Consider the following 22035-nt stretch of genomic DNA (forward strand, 5'->3'; position numbering starts at 1 on the left):
TTACTCTTCAACCAGCGCAAAATCGAGCTGTTTCCGTTCCAGATTGGCTCGGGCAACTTTAATTTTCAGCGGGTCGCCAAGGCTGTAAGTGCGTTTTTTGCGACGACCTCGTAAGCAGTAATTCTTTTCATCAAATTCGTAGAAGTCATCATCCAAATCTCGGATAGGAATCATGCCCTCACACTTGTTTTCATTTATTTCTGCATAAACACCCCATTCTGTTATACCAGAGATCACAGCATCGAAGACCTGTCCGAGTTTATCAGACATATATTCTACTTGTTTGTACTTGATAGATGCTCTTTCTGCATTAGCCGCTAGCTGTTCCATTTCAGAGCTGTGTTCACATTTGCCTTCGTATAGATGTTTGTTTACACTGCGCCCTCCATCCAGATATCTGGTGAGTAGCCTGTGCACCATCATGTCGGGATAGCGACGTATAGGGGAGGTGAAGTGTGTATAGTATTCGAAAGCCAGTCCGTAGTGACCGATGTTGACTGTCGAATATATTGCTTTTGCCATCGCACGTATAGCGATCGTAGAAATAAGATTCTCTTCGGGTTTTCCGCTCACTTCGTCCAGGAGGTGATTTATAGCTTTCGATACATTTGTCTTTGTTCCATCTACTTTGATTTTGTAGCCAAAACGACGGATAAACTCGGATAGATTTTCCATCTTTTCAGTATTTGGTATATCATGAATACGGTAAACAAATGTTTTCGCACTTTTATTCTTTGGAACATTTCCTACAAACTCTGCTACAGTTTTGTTTGCCAAAAGCATAAACTCTTCTATCAGCTTATTCGAATCTTTGGCGTATTTGAAATATACACTCAACGGTTTTCCCTTCTCATCGATTTCGAATCTCACTTCGTGACGATCGAATGCAATAGCTCCGTTGTCGAAACGTTTAGCTCGCAATTTTTTTGCCAGATCGTTTAGCTGTAAGATTTCGTCCTTAAAGTCTCCCTCTGCCCCTTCTATTATGTCTTGAGCTTCCTCGTACGTAAATCGTCTGTCGGAATGGATAACAGTGCGGGTAATTCTATGCTTTTTTATATTTGCTTCATCATCTAGCTCGAAGATAACAGAGTAGCATAATTTATCTTCATGAGGGCGTAGTGAACATAGGTTATTGCTTAGTCTTTCGGGTAGCATCGGGATGGTGCGGTCTACTAGATAAATGGACGTAGCTCTACTTTCACCTTCTTTATCTATCGTGTCTCCCTCTTGTACATAATGGGTCACATCAGCTATGTGCACACCTACTTCCCAACGTCCGTTTTTTGATTGTTTGATAGATAATGCGTCGTCGAAGTCTTTTGCATCTCGCGGGTCGATGGTAAATGTAGTTGTACTACGCATGTCTTCGCGCTTGGCTATCTCTTCGGCGGTGATGTCATCCGGTATTTTATTTGCTGCCGCTTCTACCTTTTCAGGATATTTGTATGGTAATCCAAATTCGGCAAGGATCGCATTCATCTCGGTGTTGTTTTCTCCTGCCTTTCCCAGTATGTCTATAACTTTTCCTATCGGGTTCTTCGCTTTCTGAGGCCATTCTACTACCTCTACTAATGCTTTGTCTCCGTCATTTCCTCCCTTGAGGTTTTCTTTCGGGATGAATATGTCATTTGCAAGTATCTTGCTATCCATTACCAAGAAAGCAAATTGCTTTTGTACATCAAGTGTACCAACAAATGTTGTTTGTTTTCGTTCCAGTATTTCTAATACTTCTCCTTCCGGGTCACGCCCTTTTCGCTTTGCCAGCATTTGTATTTTCACTCGGTCGCCATTCATTGCGTGAGCCGAATTGCGTTCGGCAATAAATATATGAGCCGAATCACTTTCTCCATCCGGTACGAAAAAGTTTTTGCCATTGCTTCTTCGTTCGAATACTCCTTCAACGAAAATCCCTCTATTGTTCGATTTATATTTTCCCTTTCCGGTTTCTATTATAAAATCATCTTCTTGAAGATCGTATAGTATATTGCTTATTAGTTGTTTCTCGGCAGGTTTTTTGAACCCTAATTTTTCGGCTACCTGTTTGATGCCAAATGATTCGGAAGCATTCTTGTTGAAAAAGTTTACAACGGAGTTTGTAATGTCGCTCTTAGTCTTCCTTTTGTCTTTTTTATGAGGAGCTTTATTCTTACTCATATTTCTCTTATTAAATTATTTCTTAATATCTATAACAACCGTTTGTTGTTGATTTTTATATGTATATCTGTTAAAACTACTCAAATGTACAAAAAAGTATGGATATTAGATATTAGATAAAGTATGAATAAAATTTAATTATCAAGATTTTGTGTAATTTTGCATCCTGTAAAAATGAAAATGTAATGTCTTGTATTTTAAGTATAGAAACTTCTACAGAAGTATGCTCAGTAGCTGTCTCTAACCGAGGTGAAATAATATTTGAAAAAGAAAATATAGAAGGTCCTTCTCACGCTGTTCTCCTCGGAGAATATGTAAATGAAGCAATCCAATTTCTGAGATTGGAGAATATGTCATTAGATGCCGTTGCTGTTAGTTGCGGACCCGGTTCTTATACGGGACTTCGTATCGGAGTGTCTGAGGCAAAAGGTCTTTGCTATGGATTGAATATTCCTCTGATTGCAATTAATACATTAGAATTAATGGCTTATGGGGTTGTAAAATCAAACATGATTGATCGGTCAATTCTTCTTTGTCCGATGATAGATGCTCGTAGAATGGAGGTTTATGATACCTTATTTGACTTTGACTTAAACTTGAAAAAAGAAATATCCGCTGATATTATAGACGAAAATTCTTTTGCTGACATTCTTAATGAAAATAAGATAGCCTTTTTTGGCAATGGAGCAGACAAATGTAAAAACGTCTTGTCGCATGCGAATGCTCAATTTATAGATAACGTATATCCGAAGGCTGCAAATATGGTGACATTAGCAGAAAAAGCCTATGAGGAAAAATCATTTGTAGACGTTGCTTATTTTGAGCCATTCTATCTCAAAGAATTTGTAGCAACTACACCTAAAAACAAGGTTTTGTCGGGGAAATAATCCTTTATATAAGTTGTTTTCTTATTTATATGGTATCAGTTTTGTGATAGCTATTCTTTTTTTTGTGCATACAAGCAACATTCTGAAGCTTTTTTGCATCATATATTATATAATTAACCTACTTCTTAAAATATGAAAAAGCTTATATTATTTCTTTTTAGCGCATTGTCGCTTATTCTAGTAACTGCTTGTAGTGATGATTCGGATCTTGATTTTAATTATGAAATAGCAGATTGTGTGCAGGTTCAATTATCTGCTGATATTTCTGGTGAGAATTGTATCTCTTCAGGGCAAGCTCTTCAAGGAGAGTTAACGCAAGTGAAAGGTCAGATTATCCTGAAAAAAATTAAAAGTGGGACTACTGTTTTGGATATTATTGTTGTAAAAGGTATTGATGGTAAAGAATATTCAAGTTGTAGTACAGAATTTAATAAGAATAATGTAGGTAAGATGATAATCTTCTCAGGATTAACTTATGGTCCTAGTGCGTCTGCTTTTTATTATTACATACCTAGCGGAGGATTTTTAAAGGTAACTGAACTTTGGTTGAAAAAGTAATAAGCAGATTTAGCTTTTATCAATAGAGAAATCCGGACATTCTCACGTTTCTCTCTTTATTTCATAAAAAAACTTTCTAAATATTTGTATTATAAAAAATAACATCTATATTTACGAAAAGATAGTAGATTTACGTAAAATTTATAATAATGGAAAAGTTAACCCATCAGGAGGAAGCGGTAATGCTTCATATTTGGCAATTAAAAGAGTGTGTAGTAAAAGACATCCTAAATGAAATGGATGACCCTAAACCGCCTTACACTACCGTTGCTTCTATTGTTCGTAATCTGGAGCAAAAAGATTATTTGAACTCTAAGAAATATGGAAATGTGTGGGTTTATACGCCGAAAGTAGCCGAAGATGATTATAAGAAGGCTTTTATGTCGAATGTGGTGAAGAGTTATTTCGAAAACTCGTATAAAGAGTTGGTCTCGTTCTTTGTGAAAGAAGAAAAGATATCTCCTGAAGAGCTCCAAGAAATAGTGAAAATGATAGAAAAAGGAAAAGAGTGAATTACTTAATTGTTAACGCCATGGAACACACAATTATACCTTATTTGATTAAAGCTTCTGTATCATTGGCTTTATTTTATGGCTTATATATGTTGCTGTTAAGAAAGGATACTTTTTTCCGCCTGAGGAGATTTTATTTCCTTTTTTCAATTGTCTTTTCATTACTATTTCCTTTTTTGATGATTGAAGTGACGGCTAAAGAAGAGGTGCCTGTTCAGATACCGGCATATTGGCTTTCGCAAATAGAGGTATCGGCAATGCCTGCTCAACAGGTTTCGGTGATTGATTGGAAACTGATTGCTTTATTTGCAATAGGAGCAGTATCTTTGATTTATGCGTTGCGATTTATAATGCAATTATTTTGTATACTAAAGTTAAGGATCAGTCATGATTCTGAAAAATTAGATACATGTTGTATTGTAAAAATAAAAGATAGGAAAATCTCGCCATTCTCATTTTTTAGATGGATTTTTATCGGCTCTCAAATTGATGAGGAGGAAAAAATGAAAGAGATTATAGCTCATGAGATGGTTCATGTCAGGCAATTACACTCTGTAGATGTATTACTAGCCGAAGTCTTGTGTGTATTCTTCTGGTGGAATCCTTTTGTCTGGCTTTTGAAAAAGGAAATAAAAATAAATCTTGAATATCTAGCGGATGAGGGGGTCTTGAAAGAAGGATTCAGTCCCAAAGAATACCAATATATATTACTGCAAGTATCAAACGTGAATACCGGTATACCAATTATAAATAATTTTAATGTATCACAATTAAAAAAACGAATTACCATGATGAATAAAAATAGAACATCGCTAGGTAAAGCAACTAAATATTTATTGCTTGTACCGGTTGTTTTTGTTTTGCTATTAGGAAATGCTGTGCAGGCTTCGCCCGATATAGCTGATATGATAACGATGCCTTTTGTTAATGGCGGACAGCAAGTGCCTCAGAAAAAAGGGGATGTATATGTGACTGTAGACAAAATGCCTGAATTTCCGGGAGGACTAAATGCTCAGCAAAGGTTTATTGGGCAAAATTTGAAATATCCTGTTGAAGCTCAGGAGAAAGGCATTGAAGGGCGTGTCATTGTGCGTTATGTTATAAGAAGTACAGGGGATATTACAGATATAGAGGTTATAAGAGGCGTTTATCCGTCTTTGGATGAAGAAGCAGTTCGCGTAGTGAAAGCTATGCCTAAATGGACTCCCGGAAAGCAAAATGGAAAAGCTGTCGATGTGTACTATACATTACCTTTGATATTCAAAATATCAGGCAGTAAGAAAAATTTTTCGGAGGGAGAAAAAGATAAAGATGTTATGGTTGTCGTCGGATATGGAACTCCTAAAAAAGAAGGCTTTACATTGAAGGAAGGTGGTGCTGAACCATCAGTAGATCATCCTTTTATTACCGTAGAGGATATGCCGGTGTTTCCCGGAGGGGAGTCGGCAATGCAGAAATTCGTAGCAGATAATTTAAAATATCCCCAATCTGCACAAAAAGCAGGTATACAGGGGCGTGTAACTATTCGGTTTATAGTGGGTAAAACGGGTGAGATTTCAGATGTAAGAGTTATTAGAGGTATCGATCCTGAATGTGACGCAGAAGCAGTGAGAATGATTCAATCTATGCCAAAATGGACTCCCGGCAAGCAGAATGGAATAGCTGTACCTGTGTATTTCACATTGCCGATTGTATATAGACTTAAAAAAGATACGATAGTAAATACAGAAAAGAAATAGCAGATTTTTTTCTCAAGATTATATAGAGGCTAGGTGATAGTATAGCCTACCTCTATTAATCTTGAACTGCAAAAGATAATCTATGAAAAAGACCTTGATACTCCTTTCTTTTTTAATTGTGCATTCTGTTTTGTTTTCTCAAACTGTAGAGAATGAACTGGAAGCTTACATTCAAAATTTTCAATACCAAAAAGCGTTGGAGTATATTTCCGATAAAGAACCTTCAGCGTATCTACAGTTTCAAGAAGCGATGTGCCATAAAGCTTTAGGTAATTATTTGAAATCGATCGATATTTTACAAAGACTATCTACCGATAATCCCGAAAATGTTCGTCTCAAATCTGAATTGGCAAATTGTTTTGCAATAACAGGACGAAGACAGGCAGGGATAGATTGTTATGATGATCTGATTCGTTTGGATTCAACGAACTTATATTATAAGATACAAAAGGCTGAACTGCTATTTCAACAGACGAAATACGAAAAAGCGTTGTGTTTGTTTAAAGAGATATACAGTCGCAATAATTCTCCCAACACTTTATCTCAGATCGCTCAATGTTTTGAGAAGATGAATCAAGCTGATAGCGCTATGGTATACTTCAAAGCGGCATGGGATACGAATCCCTCTGATAGTTATTCTGCGGCAAGTCTTGTTAACCTATGCTTAAAGGCTGATCGTAGTCTTGAGGCTTTAGCTCACTCTACGGCATATATTGAAAAAGACAGCACAGATCAGCAGATGAATTTGCTGAATGCGTTGACGTATTATGTGATGGATAATTATGAGGAAGCGATCTCCCGATTTAAGAAGTGTTATGAAGCCGGTGATTCCTCGCTTATTGTTAACCGTAGTCTTGGAATTTCTTACTATTCATTGAGGGAGAATTACGAAGCTGAGATTTTTTTAGACAAAGCATTTCGCCAGGATACTACAAATAATAATGTGCTCTATTGTCTTGCTGTAAGTTCGAACGAATTGGCAGATCATAAAAAGGCAATTCCCTTGTTTCGGAAATTGTTGGATAGGACAATTCCGCCTGATCTGACCTTATATCTTTATTATAAAGGATTGGCATCGGCTTATGATAAGGGCTCTCTTTTCGAAGATGCTGTAAAAGCATATAAAAAGGCATTGATATATGCCGGAATCAATCAGAAAATGACAATAAATTTTGCGATAGGTCAATTGTACGAAAATCAAGTAAAAGATAGTTCGAATGCTCTTATATACTATCAGAATTATAGAAAGGATTTGAACGAATACCTTGAAGGTCTGATAAGGAAAAATGAAACGGATGAAAATATTGACGATACGAAGAAACGACTGAAATATTTAGATGAGCATATCAAAGAATTGACAAAAGCGATGTCTGTCAATTAGCTGATTAAACCCCAGTTGTACTTGTTGCCACCTAGTTTGCGTAATTGTCTCTTTAGTAATAAGCTCTCAGACTTTTCCATTTGCGGATCTTCATCCAGTACTTTCTGGGCGACTTCACGTGCATATTGCAGTATCTCCCCGTCTCGTACAAGGTTTGCTATCCGCAGATTGAAAGGGATACCGCTTTGTTGAGTTCCTTCCAGATCACCCGGGCCTCTTAGCTTTAAGTCGGCTTCGGCTATTTCAAAGCCGTCATTGCTTTCTACCATTATGTCGATGCGCTTCCGTGTGTCGGCTGATAGCTCGTAAGGCGTCACCAGAATACAATATGATTGGTCTGCTCCACGACCAACACGCCCTCGTAATTGGTGCAGCTGTGATAGCCCGAAGCGTTGAGCCGATTCTATCACCATAACGGATGCGTTTGGTACATTTACACCTACTTCAATAACGGTAGTGGCTACCATTATCTGAGCCTCATTGGTGACGAAGCGTTGCATTTCTGCATCTTTTTCTTTGGGCTTCATCTTGCCATGAACCTTGCAGACCGTATACTCGGGGAAGATTTCTTTTATATGCTCAAATCCCTCTTCCAGATTTTTGAGGTCGAGCTTCTCGCTTTCTTCTATCAGTGGATAGACTATGTATACCTGTCTTCCCTCTTGCAATTGTCTGCGAATGGACTCGTATAAAGCTCCTCGCTTTTTGTCATACTGATGAATTGTTTGTATGGGCTTGCGTCCCGGTGGAAGCTCGTCTATTACCGATACATCCAGATCGCCATATATGGTCATTGCCAGCGTGCGGGGAATAGGGGTGGCAGTCATTACTAAGATATGTGGCGGGTTTACGTTTTTCGACCACAATTTAGCTCGTTGTGCTACGCCAAAGCGATGTTGCTCGTCAATAACCACTAAACCTAGGTTTGAAAACTGTACGGTGTCTTCAATAAGGGCATGTGTGCCAATTAATATTTGAAGGTCTCCCGTTAAAAGAGCATTGTGTATGCGTTCCCTATCCGATTTTTTTGTTGAGCCGGTTAGTAATTCTACATTTACATCAAGCCCTGCCAATGCTTCTGAGATTGTTTGGTAATGCTGAGTTGCCAATATTTCCGTTGGAGCCATAAGGGCTGCTTGGAAGTTGTTGTCCAGTGCAATTAACATAAGCATAAGAGCTACAAGCGTCTTCCCGCTACCAACATCTCCTTGCAGTAAGCGATTCATTTGTTCGCCGGTAGCCATATCTTGCCTGATTTCTTTTATGATTCGTTTTTGTGCATTGGTTAAAGGAAAGGGGAGGTTTTCATCATAAAATCTATTAAGGTAGTCGCCTACCTTAGAAAAAACGAATCCTTTTAACTTTGACTTTCTGTCGGCGGTATATCTTAGAATGTTTAGCTGAATATAAAATAATTCCTCAAACTTTAATCTGTATTGTGCTTCTCGTAACAATGCCGTACTTTCCGGAAAATGGATGTTGCGCATAGCACTTTTTAACCCCATCAAGCGAGCTTCGTTAATGATGCTGTCCGGTAGCGTTTCGGGTAAGCTTCTTACAACAGAAGAAAATGCGGCTGCCATTATTTTCTGAATTGCTTTTGAGTTCAGATAATGGTTTTTCATTTTCTCTGTTGTGTTGTAATAAGGCATCAAGCCTGTAGGGCGTTCTTCTTCGCTGATATATGGGTCAATATCTGGATGTGGGATATTAAATTTGTCTCCAAAAAGAGTAGGTTTCCCAAAAACAATATAGGGTAAGTTCACTTTATATTTGTCCGTAATGAACTTTGCTCCTTGAAACCATACCAGATCAATAAATCCTGTACCATCCGTAAAATGAGCTACGAGTCTTTTTTTTCTGCCTTCACCGAATGTCTCAAAAGCTGTAACTCTTCCTCTAATTTGTATATATGGCATATTACCGTCTATTTCGTGTATAAAATAGATACGGCTGCGGTCTATATATTTGTAGGGGAAATAATATAGTAAGTCTTCAACCGAAAATACATTTATTTCCTTGTTGAGTATTTCGGCCTTCTTTGGGCCTACACCTGCCAGATATTTTATGTCCGTCTGAAAAGAATCTGTCATCTTTCGGTTTAATGCCTAAATTCAAATAAAGTTAGCTTTCTGTTATTTTTGTTCTACGAAGATAATAAATAAAAATGTTTTGCGATCAAGAGGAGGTTGTTATTGCCTATTGGGAGGATAATGTTTAATGTGTCTTGTTTTAATAAAGGATGAAATTTTTATTAAAAAATTTAAATTAAAAGGTTTGAAGGTTAAAATTGTAAAGCTTATTCGTTTATTTTTATCCTCATGTGATGTCATATTTAAATAATAACGAAAGTAAATGTTAATTAACATTTGTATTTGTCAATATTCTTAGAATGCTCTGTATATTTGTATTACCTGACGATTTATTATGAAAAATGAGTAGAATAAGGATGTCCGGCAGCTTTGGCGATGATCACATGAATGAACATTAATTGTGTAATTGCATTATAATAACATAACAGGCGCATGTAGTTTATTATGAGAATCGGAATAGATATAGGTGGATCAAAAATCCGTATGGCAGTGGTTGATGGCGGGCAGATATATAAAAAAATAGAAGCTCCTACGAATGCTGTTGAGTCAGAAGAAGCGATCCTTGCTAACTTGTGTGATATGATCCGCAAGATAATGAACTCAAATATTAGAGGGATTGGCATTGGAGTGCCATCCGTTGTTGATGCAGAACAGGGAATTGTGTATAATGCTGTGAATATACCTTCATGGAAAAGAGTCTATCTGAAAGATATTCTGGAAAAAGAATTCAGAATTCCTGTTTTTGTAAATAACGAGTCTAACTGTTTTGCTTTCGGCGAGCGTTATTATGGAGAAGGCACAGCTTACCGGAATATTGTTTGTGTAACTCTCGGTACCGGGGTAGGAGCCGGAATTATTATCAATGACGTATTGTATAACGGAAATAATACCGGCGCTGGAGAAATAGGGAGTCTTCCTTATCTCGATGCCGATTATGAATATTATTGCAGTCGCAAATTTTTTGATCGTAATAATATTTCCGGTCGAGATGCTTTAAACATGGCTTTGGTTGGAGATACGAAAATGATTTTACTGTGGGAAGAATTTGGTAAGCATATCGGCAAACTGATAAATGCTATCTTGTTTACTTACGATCCGCAAGCTATAATACTAGGGGGTGGGCTCTCGGCTGGATATCAGCTGTTTTCGGAGAAGATGTTTGATGTGATTACGACCTTTCCTTATCCTGAGACAATAAAGAGAATGAAGATACTACTATCTCGTAAAGAAGATATATACCTACTTGGAGCAGCTGCTTTAGTTGTTTGATTTTTTATAATAAATATTTACAATAGAACCATTAATAAATTTTTAACATGAGATTGGATTTAAGTTCGCAAATCGTATTAGATCGGGTGTCACCACGATATTATCGTCCCGAAAATGAATTTGAGCTTTCTGCTTTAACTCGTTTCGAGAAAGTACCCACCCAAATATATGAATCTTCAGTAGAGGCTTCGCTAAGCATCGCTAGAGATATTGCGCATAAGATTAAAAACAAAACTATTGCCGGACAAAAATTTGTTTTGGCACTTCCCGGAGGACATTCACCTCAAACTATTTATCAAGAGCTGATACGTTTGCATAAAGAAGACGGACTAAGCTTCAAAGATGTTGTAATATTCAATATCTACGAGTTTTATCCCCTTGCACCTCAGTCTAGTGGTAATCTGAAACTACTGAAAGAGTCTTTCTTGGATTATATAGATATTGATCTGAACAATGTATATTCTCCTGATGGGCAAGTACGTAAAGAAGAAATATTGAACTATTGTAAAGCCTACGAACAGACTATACAAAACGTTGGAGGAATTGATTATTTGTTATTGGGATTAGGTCGTGCCGGTAATATCGGAATTAACATTGCCGGATCGAGTATGAATTCAAATACTCGCTTAGTCCTGTTGGATCAGCAATCGAGAAAAGAAGCTATAAACACATTCGGATCTTTAGAGCAGGTTCCACCTAGTGCTGTAACGATGGGGATATCTACTATTATGAGAGCTCGTGAGATAGCTCTTATCGCTTGGGGTGAGGATAAAGCAAAAAGTATAAAAGATGTGGTAGAAGGCCCGGTTTCTGAGTCTGTTCCTGCTTCATGCTTGCAAGCTCATCCAAATACAACTGTGCATATCGACCTGAATGCGGCATTCAGTCTGACTCGTATAAACCAACCATGGTTGGTAACAAGCTGTGAGTGGACTAGCAAAATGATTCGCAGAGCTATTGTTTGGCTTTGTTTCAAAGTGAATAAGCCGATCTTGAAATTAACAAATAAAGATTATCAAGATAATAGTCTTGAAGAGTTATTGGCGCTATACGGTTCTGCTTACAATGTAAACATCAAGATATTTAACGATCTTCAACATACAATTACCGGTTGGCCGGGAGGTAAACCAAATGCTGATGATACTAATCGTCCTGAACGAGCAACTCCGTATCCCAAAAAAGTAATCGTTTTCAGCCCACATCCCGATGATGATGTAATCTCTATGGGAGGAACATTCAAACGTCTTGTTGACCAGAAGCACGATGTGCATGTGGCATACCAGACATCAGGTAATATTGCGGTAGGCGATGAAGAAGTTGTTCGCTATGTTTCTTTCTTAGAAGATGTGAGAAATAAATACGATGCCAATAACGAGGTATTGAAGAAAAAGTATGCTGATGTTTTGCAGTTTTTGTTGCAAGATAAAAAAGAAGGTGATGTTGATACAGCAGACATTCTTTTCATGAAAGGGCATATTCGCCGTCAGGAAGCTACAACAGCTTGTCGCTATGTAGGAGTGCAACCAGAAAACGTTACATTCTTAGATCTTCCATTTTATGAAACCGGCCGTGTGAAGAAAAATCCGATTTCAGAAGCAGATGTAGAAATCGTGAAAAACTATTTGGTAAGCGTGCAACCTCATCAGATATTTGTTGCAGGTGACTTGGCTGACCCACATGGAACTCACAAAGTGTGTCTTGATGCTATACTTGCTGCTATTGACGAGCTAAAGGGTGCTGAGTGGCTCAAAGAATGTCGTATCTGGATGTATCGTGGTGCTTGGGCTGAGTGGGAAATTGACCATATTGAAATGGCTGTGCCTATCTCACCCGAAGAACTCCGTAAGAAAAGAAATGCAATATTGAAACATCAGTCGCAAATGGAGAGTGCTCCATTCTTGGGCAACGATGAGCGTCTTTTCTGGCAACGTTCCGAAGACAGAAACCGTGCTACTGCTGAATTGTACCGACAGTTAGGATTGGCATCTTACGAAGCTATTGAAGCTTTTGTAGAATATCATCCTTTATAATATTATTACGAAGACAAACCTTTTAGTATATTGTACTAAAGGGTTTGCTTTGTTTTTTATAAACTAACATATTTAAGATTTAATAATCATGAGATTAATTATTCAACCAGATTACGATTTACTTTCGCAATGGGCGGCAAACTATGTAGTTTCTAAGATTAAGGCTGCAAATCCAACTGCTGAAAAACCTTTTGTGTTAGGATTGCCCACCGGTTCTTCGCCTATGGGCATGTATAAAGCGTTGATAAAGCATTATCAGGAAAAGAGAGTTTCCTTTCAGCATATTGTTACTTTCAACATGGATGAGTACGTTGGTTTACCAGAAGACCATCCACAGAGTTACCATACTTTTATGTGGAGCAATTTTTTTAGCCATATAGATATCAATCCGGCAAATGTAAACATGCTGAATGGTAATGCATCAGACCTAAAGGCTGAGTGTGCGGCTTACGAAGCTAAAATGAAGGCTGTAGGCGGTGTTGATTTGTTTTTGGGTGGAATTGGTGCAGATGGTCATATTGCTTTTAATGAGCCGGGATCTTCTTTGTCTTCTCGTACTCGTATAAAAACGCTGACACAGGATACCATAATTGCGAACTCACGCTTTTTTGATAACGATGTAAACAAAGTGCCAAAAACATCAGTCACTGTTGGCGTTGGAACAATTCTTGATGCTAAAGAAGTGCTAATCATGGTGAATGGTCATAACAAAGCCCGTGCTTTGGCTCAGGTGGTAGAAGGTTCTATCAATCAGATGTGGACTATCACAGCTTTGCAATTACATCCTAAAGGAATTATTGTTTGCGACGAGATGGCAACTTATGAACTAAAAGTAGGGACATACAATTACTTTAAAGATATTGAAGCTGTAAACTTAAATCCGGATAGCCTTCTTTAATTTTACAGTATTAACGATATGTAAGCTGTGTACATTTTTGTATGCAGCTTTTTTTATTGAATAAGCTTTTGATATTTATTCAAAATTTATATATTTATCCTTATATATGGATTGAATCTATATATATGTATTATTCGTTATTTTTGTGTATAAATATAGATTGAATGGAAAATAGGAATGTATCGATGATAACCAAGTCGATGGAGTTGCTTGAGCTTTTGTCGGAGCACCCTCAAGGACTGACTTTGCAAGAAATTGTCGGGCTTCTCGATTATCCAAAATCCTCCATTTATAAAATAGCGACAAATCTTCTCGAGATCGGTTACATAGGGCGAGAACCCGGTAACTTTCGTTATTTCCTTTCCCGAAAATTACTTTTGCTCGGACTTAAAGCTGTAAGTAGCTACGATATCATTGAGATGTCGGAAGAATATATGAAGCGTTTGCGTGATAACGTCGGAGAATCGGTCATGATAGGAACACTTGTTGATTCAGAAGTGGTTTTATTGAAGCAAGTGCAGGGTAATCTTGACTTTGTATTCATCTTGCAGCAGGGTATGCGCTTTAATCTTCATTCTACTGCTCCGGGGAAAGTATTACTGGCTTTTATGTCGGGGAAGAAGCAAAAGGAAAAACTTTCGGAGATACGCTTTGAAGCCCTGAATGAATATACGATAACAGACAAAGAGCAATTGGAGAAAGAATTGAATAAGATAATTCAGGAAGGGTATGCAATAGATCTGAATGAGACTGTTGAAGGTGTGCATTGCATTGCAGCCCCTATATTTGACGAAAAAGGAAATGCAATAGCCTGTATTTGGACTTCAGGTCCAGCAGGACGTTTACCCAAAGAAAAAGTGAAAAACATAGGACTCCAGATCAGGGATACGGGATTGGAGATATCTCGTAATATAGGATATAATCGTAAATTAAAAACAAGATAGAAAAATGAAAAAAATCGCACTTAGTTTATTTGTTGTAGTATTAGCCCAATTTGCTTCAGCTCAGAGTTTAGAAAAAATGCAATGGTTTAATGAACCTGAAAAATGGGAAGTGAAAAATAAAACATTAAGTATGTTTGTGACCCCTCAGAGTGATTATTGGCGTATATCTCACTATGGGTTTACTGTCGATGATGCTCCTTTTTATTATACGACATATGGAGGAGAGTTTGAGGTGAAAGTAAAAATTACAGGAGATTACAAAGCTCGTTTCGATCAAATGGGCTTGATGCTTCGTATAGATCACGAAAACTACATCAAGACAGGAATTGAATTTGTAGATGGAAAGTATAATTTAAGTACTGTGGTAACTCATAAGACCAGCGACTGGAGCGTTATTGAATTGGATAAAAAGATATCTTATGTATGGATCAAGGCTGTAAGACGTATTGATGCCGTTGAAGTCTTTTATTCTTTCGATGATAAAACATATACTATGATGCGTAATGCTTATCTGCAAGATAATACTCCGGTAATGGTAGGGTTGATGGCCGCCAGTCCTGATGGTAATGGTTTTGAGGCTAAATTCGAAAACTTTAAGGTGACTCATTTACCTGATCAAAGGAGGCTGAAATGGCTAGAAAATAATAAATAACCGTCAGTAAAAGTAGAATACACGATATGAGAGGCTATCCTTCAGGGATAGTCTCTTTTTTTATATCCTATTCGTTATCAGTTATAAAGTTGTTTGCTGACATTTTGTCACCATTAGTTTTTGGCAAGTAATTTGAACGATAGAATATAGATACAATAAATAACGAAATAAAGAAACTAAAAATATGAATTTCAACAATTTTACAATCAAATCTCAAGAGGCTGTTCAAAAAGCAATTGAGATAACGAAAGAGAGAGGACAGCAAGCTATCGAGCCTGCTCATATTCTACTTGGAGTGATTATGAGTGGTGAGAATGTTGTGAATTTTCTTTTTCAAAAGCTTGGAGCTAATCCGGCGTATATTACTTCTGTGCTTAATAAAGAAATAGACTCTTTTCCGAAAGTATCGGGTGGGGGCGAAGCGTACTTAAGCCGCGAAAGTAATTCAGCTTTGGACAAAGCAGTGGATTATGCTAAAAAGATGGGAGATCAATACGTATCTATCGAGCATTTGCTGTTAGGTATTTTAGCTACTAAAAGCTCAGCTTCGCAGATATTGAAAGACGCCGGAGTTTCAGGAAATGAGTTGCAACAAGCTATAAGTGAGTTGCGTAAAGGTAGTAACGTAAATAGCCAAAGTGCAGAAGATACATATCAGTCTTTGGAAAAATATGCTATCAATCTGACTCAAAGAGCAAAAGACGGGAAACTTGATCCCGTGATTGGTCGTGATGAGGAAATCCGTCGGGTACTTCAGATTCTGAGTCGTAGGACAAAGAATAACCCAATACTTATCGGTGAACCCGGTACAGGAAAAACAGCTATTGCTGAAGGACTTGCTCATCGTATTGTTCGTGGTGATGTGCCCGAAAACTTAAAAAGCAAACAAATCTATTCTTTGGATATGGGTGCTCTGATTGCAGGAGCTAAGTACAAAGGAGAATTCGAAGAGCGTCTCAAATCGGTCGTGAACGAAGTGATAAAATCGGAAGGGGAGATTATTCTTTTCATCGATGAAATACATACTCTGGTAGGAGCCGGTAAGAGCGAAGGTGCTATGGACGCAGCCAATATCTTGAAGCCTGCCTTAGCACGTGGAGAACTGCGTTCGATAGGAGCAACCACCTTGGACGAATATCAGAAATATTTTGAGAAAGATAAAGCACTCGAACGCCGTTTCCAGATAGTGATGGTAGATGAGCCAAGCGAAGTGGATGCAATATCTATCCTGCGTGGCTTGAAAGAGAAATATGAAAATCACCATAAGGTACGTATCAAAGATGAGGCTATTGTTGCTGCTGTTCAGCTTTCGAGTCGTTATATTACAGATCGCTTTTTGCCTGATAAGGCAATTGACCTGATGGATGAAGCTGCTGCCAAATTACGTATGGAAGTAGATTCTGTTCCCGAAGAGCTTGACGAAAAGAGCCGTCGTATCAAGCAACTGGAGATTGAACGAGAAGCTATCCGTCGAGAAAATGATAAACAGAAAGAAGCTGAATTGACCAAAGAGATTAGTAAACTCAAAGAAGAGGAAACAGAACTTAAAGCAAAATGGCAATCAGAAAAAGAAGTCATCAATAAGATACAGCAGAATAAGATAGATATTGAGAATGCTAAGTTTGAGGCTGAAAAAGCAGAGCGTGAAGGCGACTATGGTAAAGTCGCAGAATTACGTTACGGCAAAATAAAAGAACTGGAAACAGGCATTGCTCAACTCCAATCTCAATTGCATGAGATGCAAGGTAGTCAGGCAATGGTAAAGGAAGAGGTCGATTCTTTTGATATTGCCGATGTCGTTTCTCGTTGGACAGGTATACCTGTGAACAAGATGCTCCAGAGTGAAAAGGATAAGTTATTAAACCTGGAAGAAGAGCTGCACAGAAGGGTTGTTGGGCAAGATGAGGCTATCTCTGCCGTATCCAATGCTATTCGCCGTAGTCGTGCCGGGTTGCAAGATCCGAAACGTCCGATAGGTTCGTTCATATTCTTGGGTACAACAGGTGTTGGTAAAACTGAGTTGGCAAAAGCCTTAGCGGAGTTCTTGTTCGATGATGAGAATATGATGACACGTATAGACATGAGCGAGTATCAGGAGAAATTTAGTGCTACCCGTCTTATAGGAGCACCTCCGGGATATGTAGGTTATGACGAAGGAGGTCAACTTACCGAGGCTATCCGCCGTAAACCTTATTCAGTCGTTCTTTTCGATGAGATAGAAAAAGCACATCCCGACGTGTTTAATATCCTGTTGCAAGTGCTTGATGATGGACGGTTGACAGATAATAAAGGGCGAGTGGTAAACTTTAAGAATACGATTATTATTATGACATCCAATATGGGATCTCCACTGATTCGTGAAAACTTTGCAGGCATTACGCCAAAGAATCATGATGAAGTAGTAGAAAGAACCAAGAAGGAAGTTCTCAATATGTTGAAAGTTAATATTCGTCCCGAATTTCTGAATCGTATTGACGAGATAATCATGTTCGAGCCATTGACATTGAAAGAGATAGAGCAGGTTGTTCGTATTCAGCTCGATGGCGTTGTCCGCATGCTGAAAGGAAACGGTGTCGATCTCAAATTCAGAGATGAAGCAGTCAATTGGATTTCTCAAATGGGATTCGACCCAGAGTTTGGCGCACGTCCTGTAAAAAGGGTTATTCAGCGAATGGTGTTAGATCCGCTGTCGAGACAGTTGCTTGCCGGTACTATAGATAAATCGAAGTCTATTATAATTGATATGAGAGATGGAGAGTTAGATTTTAAGAATTAAGTATAGTGAATATATATTTTTTGAGGGGTAGTTGGATTTATTCAGCTACCCCTTTTTATTTAAATATTTTTGAACTCATTCGTATGCTTTGATACTTTATGTGATTATTCTCACCTTATTACGACTAATATATAACAAGAGTTTAAAATTTAATAGATTATGAAAAGGAAATCATTTATCTCAAACATCCTTATGTTGATGTTTTTATTTGCTTCGATGAGCGTTTTTAGTCAAGCTCCCAACATCCCTTTAGAAGATTTTTTCAGAAACCCTGAAAAGTCATCTTATCAGATATCGCCGGATGGAAAATATTTTTCTTTTACAGCGCCTTATGAGGGACGGATGAATATTTTTGTACAAAAAGTAGGTGACAATACTCCAGTAAGATTAACTTCTGAAACAGAAAGAGATATTGCCGGTTACTTTTGGGGAAATAATAATCGCATCTTGTTCCTCAAAGATACAGGGGGTGATGAAAACTTTCAGCTATATGGGGTAAACGCTGATGGAAGTAACCTTCTTCCTCTTACAGCTTTTGAGAAGGTACGTACTACTATAATAGACGATCTGCCTGAGATAGAGAGCGAAGTTATTATTGGTCTCAATAAAAGAAACCCACAGGTGTTTGATCCATACAGGCTAAATATCGAGACAGGCGAGCTGACAATGTTAGCTGAGAATCCCGGAAATATTCAGGGCTGGATGACAGACCACGATGGGAAATTGCGTATAGCAATCGCACTTGATGGTGTAAATCAAAGTTTATTGTATCGCGATAAAGAAAGTGATCCATTCAGAACACTTATAACTACAAGTTTTAAAGAAAGCATAAGTCCTTATTACTTTACTCCAGATAATCAGAAGTTGTATGCTACTTCTAACATAGGCAGAGATAAAGAAGCTGTCGTAATATTTGATCCGCAAACGGCTAAAGAAGTCGAAGTTTTGTACGAAAATGATACTTATGATCTGTCAGGGATTTCATATTCTCGAAAATATAAGAGGTTGCAGGCTGCGTCTTATCAGGCTCATGAAGGAGCAAAGCGTCATTTCTTCGATAAAGATTTGAAAGCTGTTTTCGATAAAGTAACAGCAAAAGTATCAGGAAGACCTATTAGCGTTAGCAGCCAAAATAAAGATGAAGATATGCTGATTATTCGTACATATAACGATAAAACCCCCGGAGGATACTATCTCTATGATGTAAAGAAAGATGAACTGACTCATATTGCAGATATTTATCCTTGGATCGATGAAAACAATATGGCCGAAATGAATTGTGTGAAATATACTACACGTGATGGTTTAACGATAGAAGGTTACCTCACACTACCGAAAGGATATACTTTGGAGACAGCAAAAAATCTGCCTGTAGTGGTTAATCCGCATGGTGGTCCGTGGGCACGTGATAGTTGGGGCTTTAATCCCGAGGTACAATTCTTAGCCAATAAAGGGTATGCTGTATTCCAAATGAATTTCCGTGGATCTACCGGATTTGGTAAAAAGTTCTGGGAAATATCGTTCAAACAGTGGGGAAAAACAATGCAGGATGATATAACCGATGGTGTGGAATGGCTGAAAAAGAAAGGCATAGCAGATCCTGCTAAAATTGCCATCTACGGAGGTAGTTATGGTGGATATGCAACACTTGCCGGACTAACATTTACTCCCGATCTTTACGCTTGTGGAATTGACTATGTGGGTGTATCTAATCTATTTACTTTCCTAAATACGATTCCTCCATACTGGAAGCCAATGTTGGATATGATGCACGAAATGGTGGGAGATCCTATTGCCGATAAAGAATTACTGGAAAGTGCTTCACCTGTATTTCACGTAGATAAGATTAAAGCACCGTTGTTTGTAGCGCAAGGTGCAAATGACCCACGTGTAAATAAAGACGAATCGGATCAGATGGTTGAGGCATTGAAGAAAAGAGGTGTTGAAACCCAATATATGGTAAAAGACAATGAAGGTCACGGTTTCCACAATGAAGAGAATCGTTTCGATTTCTACCGTGCAATGGAAAGCTTCTTGTCAGCGCATATTGGTAAGTAATATTTAATTATATATAGAACTGTTTGGACTGTATAGCTATGTCATTCTGAGTGTAACGAAGAATCTCTTTTAGATCGAGATGTTTCACTTCGTTCAACATGATAAAGAGACAAGGGTAATACACTCCAAACAGTTATCTTTTTTATACTTTCTCAATGAAACTCTTTTTGTGACTAATGAGAATATTCCTATGAAAACTTAATAATAATTGTAAAATGCAGATTGTTTTTTGCTTAAGTCGTTAATGTGTTTTGCTCATAAAGGTTAGATTCTAAATAAATCCTTGAAAAAGTATTTAAACTTCCACCACATTTTGTATAGTTTTCGCAATTGAAAACGGCGATTGTAATGACGCATACTTTTGTAGTAAACATCTCGGCGAGCTTGTATCGGATACTTATCTATGATAGACCAATCCATTACGCCTCCCAAAGGAATCAGTTCGTTTGTTGAGACTGCTTCTATTTTATATTTTTTTGCTAGCATTGAATATATGCTTTGGTCGTGACGGTTCTCTTGAAATCCTTCTAAGTTAGGGCTTCTCGAAGGAGCATCTGTAATAAGACTGAAATCATCATCAATAACTTTTACCCATTCGTTGACAAAGGCAGTTGACACAGGACCTTTTTTAATAAATATGATCCCTGCCTCATATTGGCTTGTTTGCGTTACTTCTGTATTGTCCCTGACGCCAAAGTAATCAAAAATGTCCCCTTTAGTCCATTCATATTCAAATCGTAGACCTTCCCGCATTCCATTATAGTTTTTCTCAAAACTTCTGAAACCTAACATTCCTGAAGGGCTTTTTTCTACTATGTCATAATATTCCGTCAGTCGTTCCTTCCCATTCGGGTTTAGGTAACATCCTACATCTGTATAGAGTAGAATATCTCCTTCTTCCATCGTGTCGAGAGTCTTCTTTATCAAAGGTGGTTTCCAACACCAATAGCCATATCCTTTTGAGTAAGGATACATGTATCGACCCCATTTCTTCCTGAAATCTTTACTTAGGTCTTTTTCGGTATATGTATATATTTCGTCGAATACTCCCATTGCCTCTGCATTTCGTACAAATTGCGGAAATCCGGGAGCTAATAGTGTATTACCAAATGTGCATAATACTTTTTTCATGCAAGGATTGTATAATTATAATCTATCTTTGAACCAATATTTTACACGCCACCATCTGCGATAAAGTTTTCTTAATCTAAAGCGATGTTTGTAGTGATATCTACTTGGGTAGTATTTATCTCTACGGGCTTGTATGGGATATTTTTCGAGAAGATTCCAGTCTCGTTGAAATATTTCGTTTGTGGAAATTTCTGCTATACCATATTTTTTAGCAAGGATAGAAAAAATGCTTTGATCGTGTCTGTTTTCTTTAAATCCATGCAAGTTAGGAATTCGTGACGGTGAGTCTGTAGCAAGACTGTAATCATCGAGATATGCCTGATACCAGTCTCTGACAAACTGCATCACAACAGCGCTCTTTTTGAAAAAGATAATAGTGGATTCAAACTGAGGGGTATGTGTATAAGCCTTATCGTTATATACACCATAATATTCAAACACATCTCCCTTTGTCCATTCATACTCATAATAAAGAGTTTCGGGCATACCGTTGTAGCTGACCTCTTGGCTCTTTACTCCAAGTATTCCGGTTGGAGTTTTCTCTACAATATCATAATACTCTAGAAGTCGCTCTCTGCCTTTGGGATTAAAATAACAGCCAATATCTGAATAAAGGAGTACATCGCCGTCCTCAATTTTCTCCAATATTTTTAGGATGAAATAGGGTTTCCAACACCAATAGCCAAAACCTCTGGAGTAGGGGATAAGGTATCGTCCCCATTTTTTGTAAAAGTTTGCATCTAAATCTTTTTCACAGACAGTATATATATCATCAAAGATATTCATACTTTCAGCCATGCTTCTAAAGCGGGGAAAGCCTTCTGTTAAGTAATAGCTACCAAATGTACAGATTGCTTTTTTCATTAAGTTTTGCGTTAATAATTAATACAAAAATAGGGCATTTTTCGAATAAAATACCCTATCTTATTTTGATTGTTAGTTAATTACAT

General features: G+C 37.7%; 16 protein-coding genes. 12 read left to right on the forward strand and 4 right to left on the reverse strand.

Annotated features, from left to right (window positions below; translation table 11 throughout):
• Positions 1-2157 (reverse strand): ribonuclease R, encoded by a 2157-nt coding sequence (gene rnr, locus B3P17_RS12385; RefSeq protein WP_252638483.1) that lies wholly within the window; start codon positions 2155-2157, stop codon positions 1-3.
• Positions 2158-2342: 185 nt separating this feature from the next.
• On the opposite strand from rnr, the gene tsaB reads away from it, so the two are divergent.
• The 5 genes from tsaB to B3P17_RS12410 all read left to right on the forward strand — a co-directional run bounded on the left by tsaB (position 2343) and on the right by B3P17_RS12410 (position 7234).
• A complete protein-coding gene (tsaB, locus tag B3P17_RS12390) occupies positions 2343-3044 on the forward strand; it encodes a tRNA (adenosine(37)-N6)-threonylcarbamoyltransferase complex dimerization subunit type 1 TsaB (protein ID WP_252638484.1) in 702 nt (233 codons plus the stop codon).
• Positions 3045-3176: 132 nt separating this feature from the next.
• Positions 3177-3602: a hypothetical protein gene (locus tag B3P17_RS12395; protein WP_252638485.1), complete on the forward strand. Its 426-nt coding sequence runs from the start codon at positions 3177-3179 to the stop codon at positions 3600-3602.
• Positions 3603-3751: 149 nt separating this feature from the next.
• Positions 3752-4114, forward strand: a complete 363-nt coding sequence (locus B3P17_RS12400) for a BlaI/MecI/CopY family transcriptional regulator (protein ID WP_135107019.1) — start codon at positions 3752-3754, stop codon at positions 4112-4114.
• A gap of 179 nt (positions 4115-4293) precedes the next feature.
• The gene (locus tag B3P17_RS12405) at positions 4294-5853 is read left to right on the forward strand and encodes a M56 family metallopeptidase (RefSeq protein WP_252638486.1); all 1560 of its coding nucleotides are present in this window, start codon (positions 4294-4296) and stop codon (positions 5851-5853) included.
• Positions 5854-5935: 82 nt separating this feature from the next.
• On the forward strand, positions 5936-7234 hold the full coding sequence (locus B3P17_RS12410; RefSeq protein ID WP_291105688.1) for a tetratricopeptide repeat protein: 1299 nt from the start codon (positions 5936-5938) through the stop codon (positions 7232-7234).
• Here the strand turns inward: B3P17_RS12410 and recG are convergent.
• A complete protein-coding gene (recG, locus tag B3P17_RS12415) occupies positions 7231-9327 on the reverse strand; it encodes an ATP-dependent DNA helicase RecG (protein WP_252638488.1) in 2097 nt (698 codons plus the stop codon). The two genes, B3P17_RS12410 and recG, sit on opposite strands and share 4 nt — an antisense overlap.
• Positions 9328-9771: 444 nt before the next feature.
• Between recG and B3P17_RS12420 the strand changes: the two genes are divergently transcribed.
• The 7 genes from B3P17_RS12420 to B3P17_RS12450 all read left to right on the forward strand — a co-directional run bounded on the left by B3P17_RS12420 (position 9772) and on the right by B3P17_RS12450 (position 19954).
• The gene (locus tag B3P17_RS12420; RefSeq protein ID WP_252638489.1) at positions 9772-10596 is read left to right on the forward strand and encodes an ROK family protein; all 825 of its coding nucleotides are present in this window, start codon (positions 9772-9774) and stop codon (positions 10594-10596) included.
• Between the two features lie 47 nt (positions 10597-10643).
• Complete coding sequence (locus B3P17_RS12425) at positions 10644-12626, forward strand: glucosamine-6-phosphate deaminase (protein ID WP_135107009.1); 1983 nt, start codon at positions 10644-10646, stop codon at positions 12624-12626.
• Between the two features lie 88 nt (positions 12627-12714).
• A complete protein-coding gene (nagB, locus tag B3P17_RS12430; RefSeq protein WP_291105691.1) occupies positions 12715-13524 on the forward strand; it encodes a glucosamine-6-phosphate deaminase in 810 nt (269 codons plus the stop codon).
• A 164-nt stretch (positions 13525-13688) separates the two neighbouring features.
• Complete coding sequence (locus tag B3P17_RS12435) at positions 13689-14468, forward strand: IclR family transcriptional regulator (RefSeq protein WP_135107005.1); 780 nt, start codon at positions 13689-13691, stop codon at positions 14466-14468.
• A gap of 4 nt (positions 14469-14472) precedes the next feature.
• Positions 14473-15120 (forward strand): DUF1349 domain-containing protein, encoded by a 648-nt coding sequence (locus B3P17_RS12440; RefSeq protein ID WP_252638491.1) that lies wholly within the window; start codon positions 14473-14475, stop codon positions 15118-15120.
• A gap of 184 nt (positions 15121-15304) precedes the next feature.
• A complete protein-coding gene (gene clpB, locus B3P17_RS12445) occupies positions 15305-17896 on the forward strand; it encodes an ATP-dependent chaperone ClpB (protein ID WP_252638492.1) in 2592 nt (863 codons plus the stop codon).
• Positions 17897-18094: 198 nt separating this feature from the next.
• Positions 18095-19954 carry a S9 family peptidase gene (locus tag B3P17_RS12450; protein ID WP_252638534.1) on the forward strand — a complete coding sequence of 620 codons (1860 nt, stop codon included), beginning with the start codon at positions 18095-18097 and terminating at the stop codon, positions 19952-19954.
• A 264-nt stretch (positions 19955-20218) separates the two neighbouring features.
• Here the strand turns inward: B3P17_RS12450 and B3P17_RS12455 are convergent, their stop codons facing one another.
• Together B3P17_RS12455 and B3P17_RS12460 are read right to left on the reverse strand one after the other, a co-directional pair.
• Positions 20219-21085: a hypothetical protein gene (locus tag B3P17_RS12455; RefSeq protein ID WP_291105694.1), complete on the reverse strand. Its 867-nt coding sequence runs from the start codon at positions 21083-21085 to the stop codon at positions 20219-20221.
• A gap of 15 nt (positions 21086-21100) precedes the next feature.
• Positions 21101-21949 carry a hypothetical protein gene (locus B3P17_RS12460; RefSeq protein ID WP_252638494.1) on the reverse strand — a complete coding sequence of 283 codons (849 nt, stop codon included), beginning with the start codon at positions 21947-21949 and terminating at the stop codon, positions 21101-21103.
• Positions 21950-22035 lie beyond the last annotated feature (86 nt).

Origin of the sequence: Dysgonomonas sp. UBA7630 (assembly GCF_002483985.1) — a bacterium.
Classification (GTDB): Bacteria; Bacteroidota; Bacteroidia; order Bacteroidales; family Dysgonomonadaceae; genus Dysgonomonas.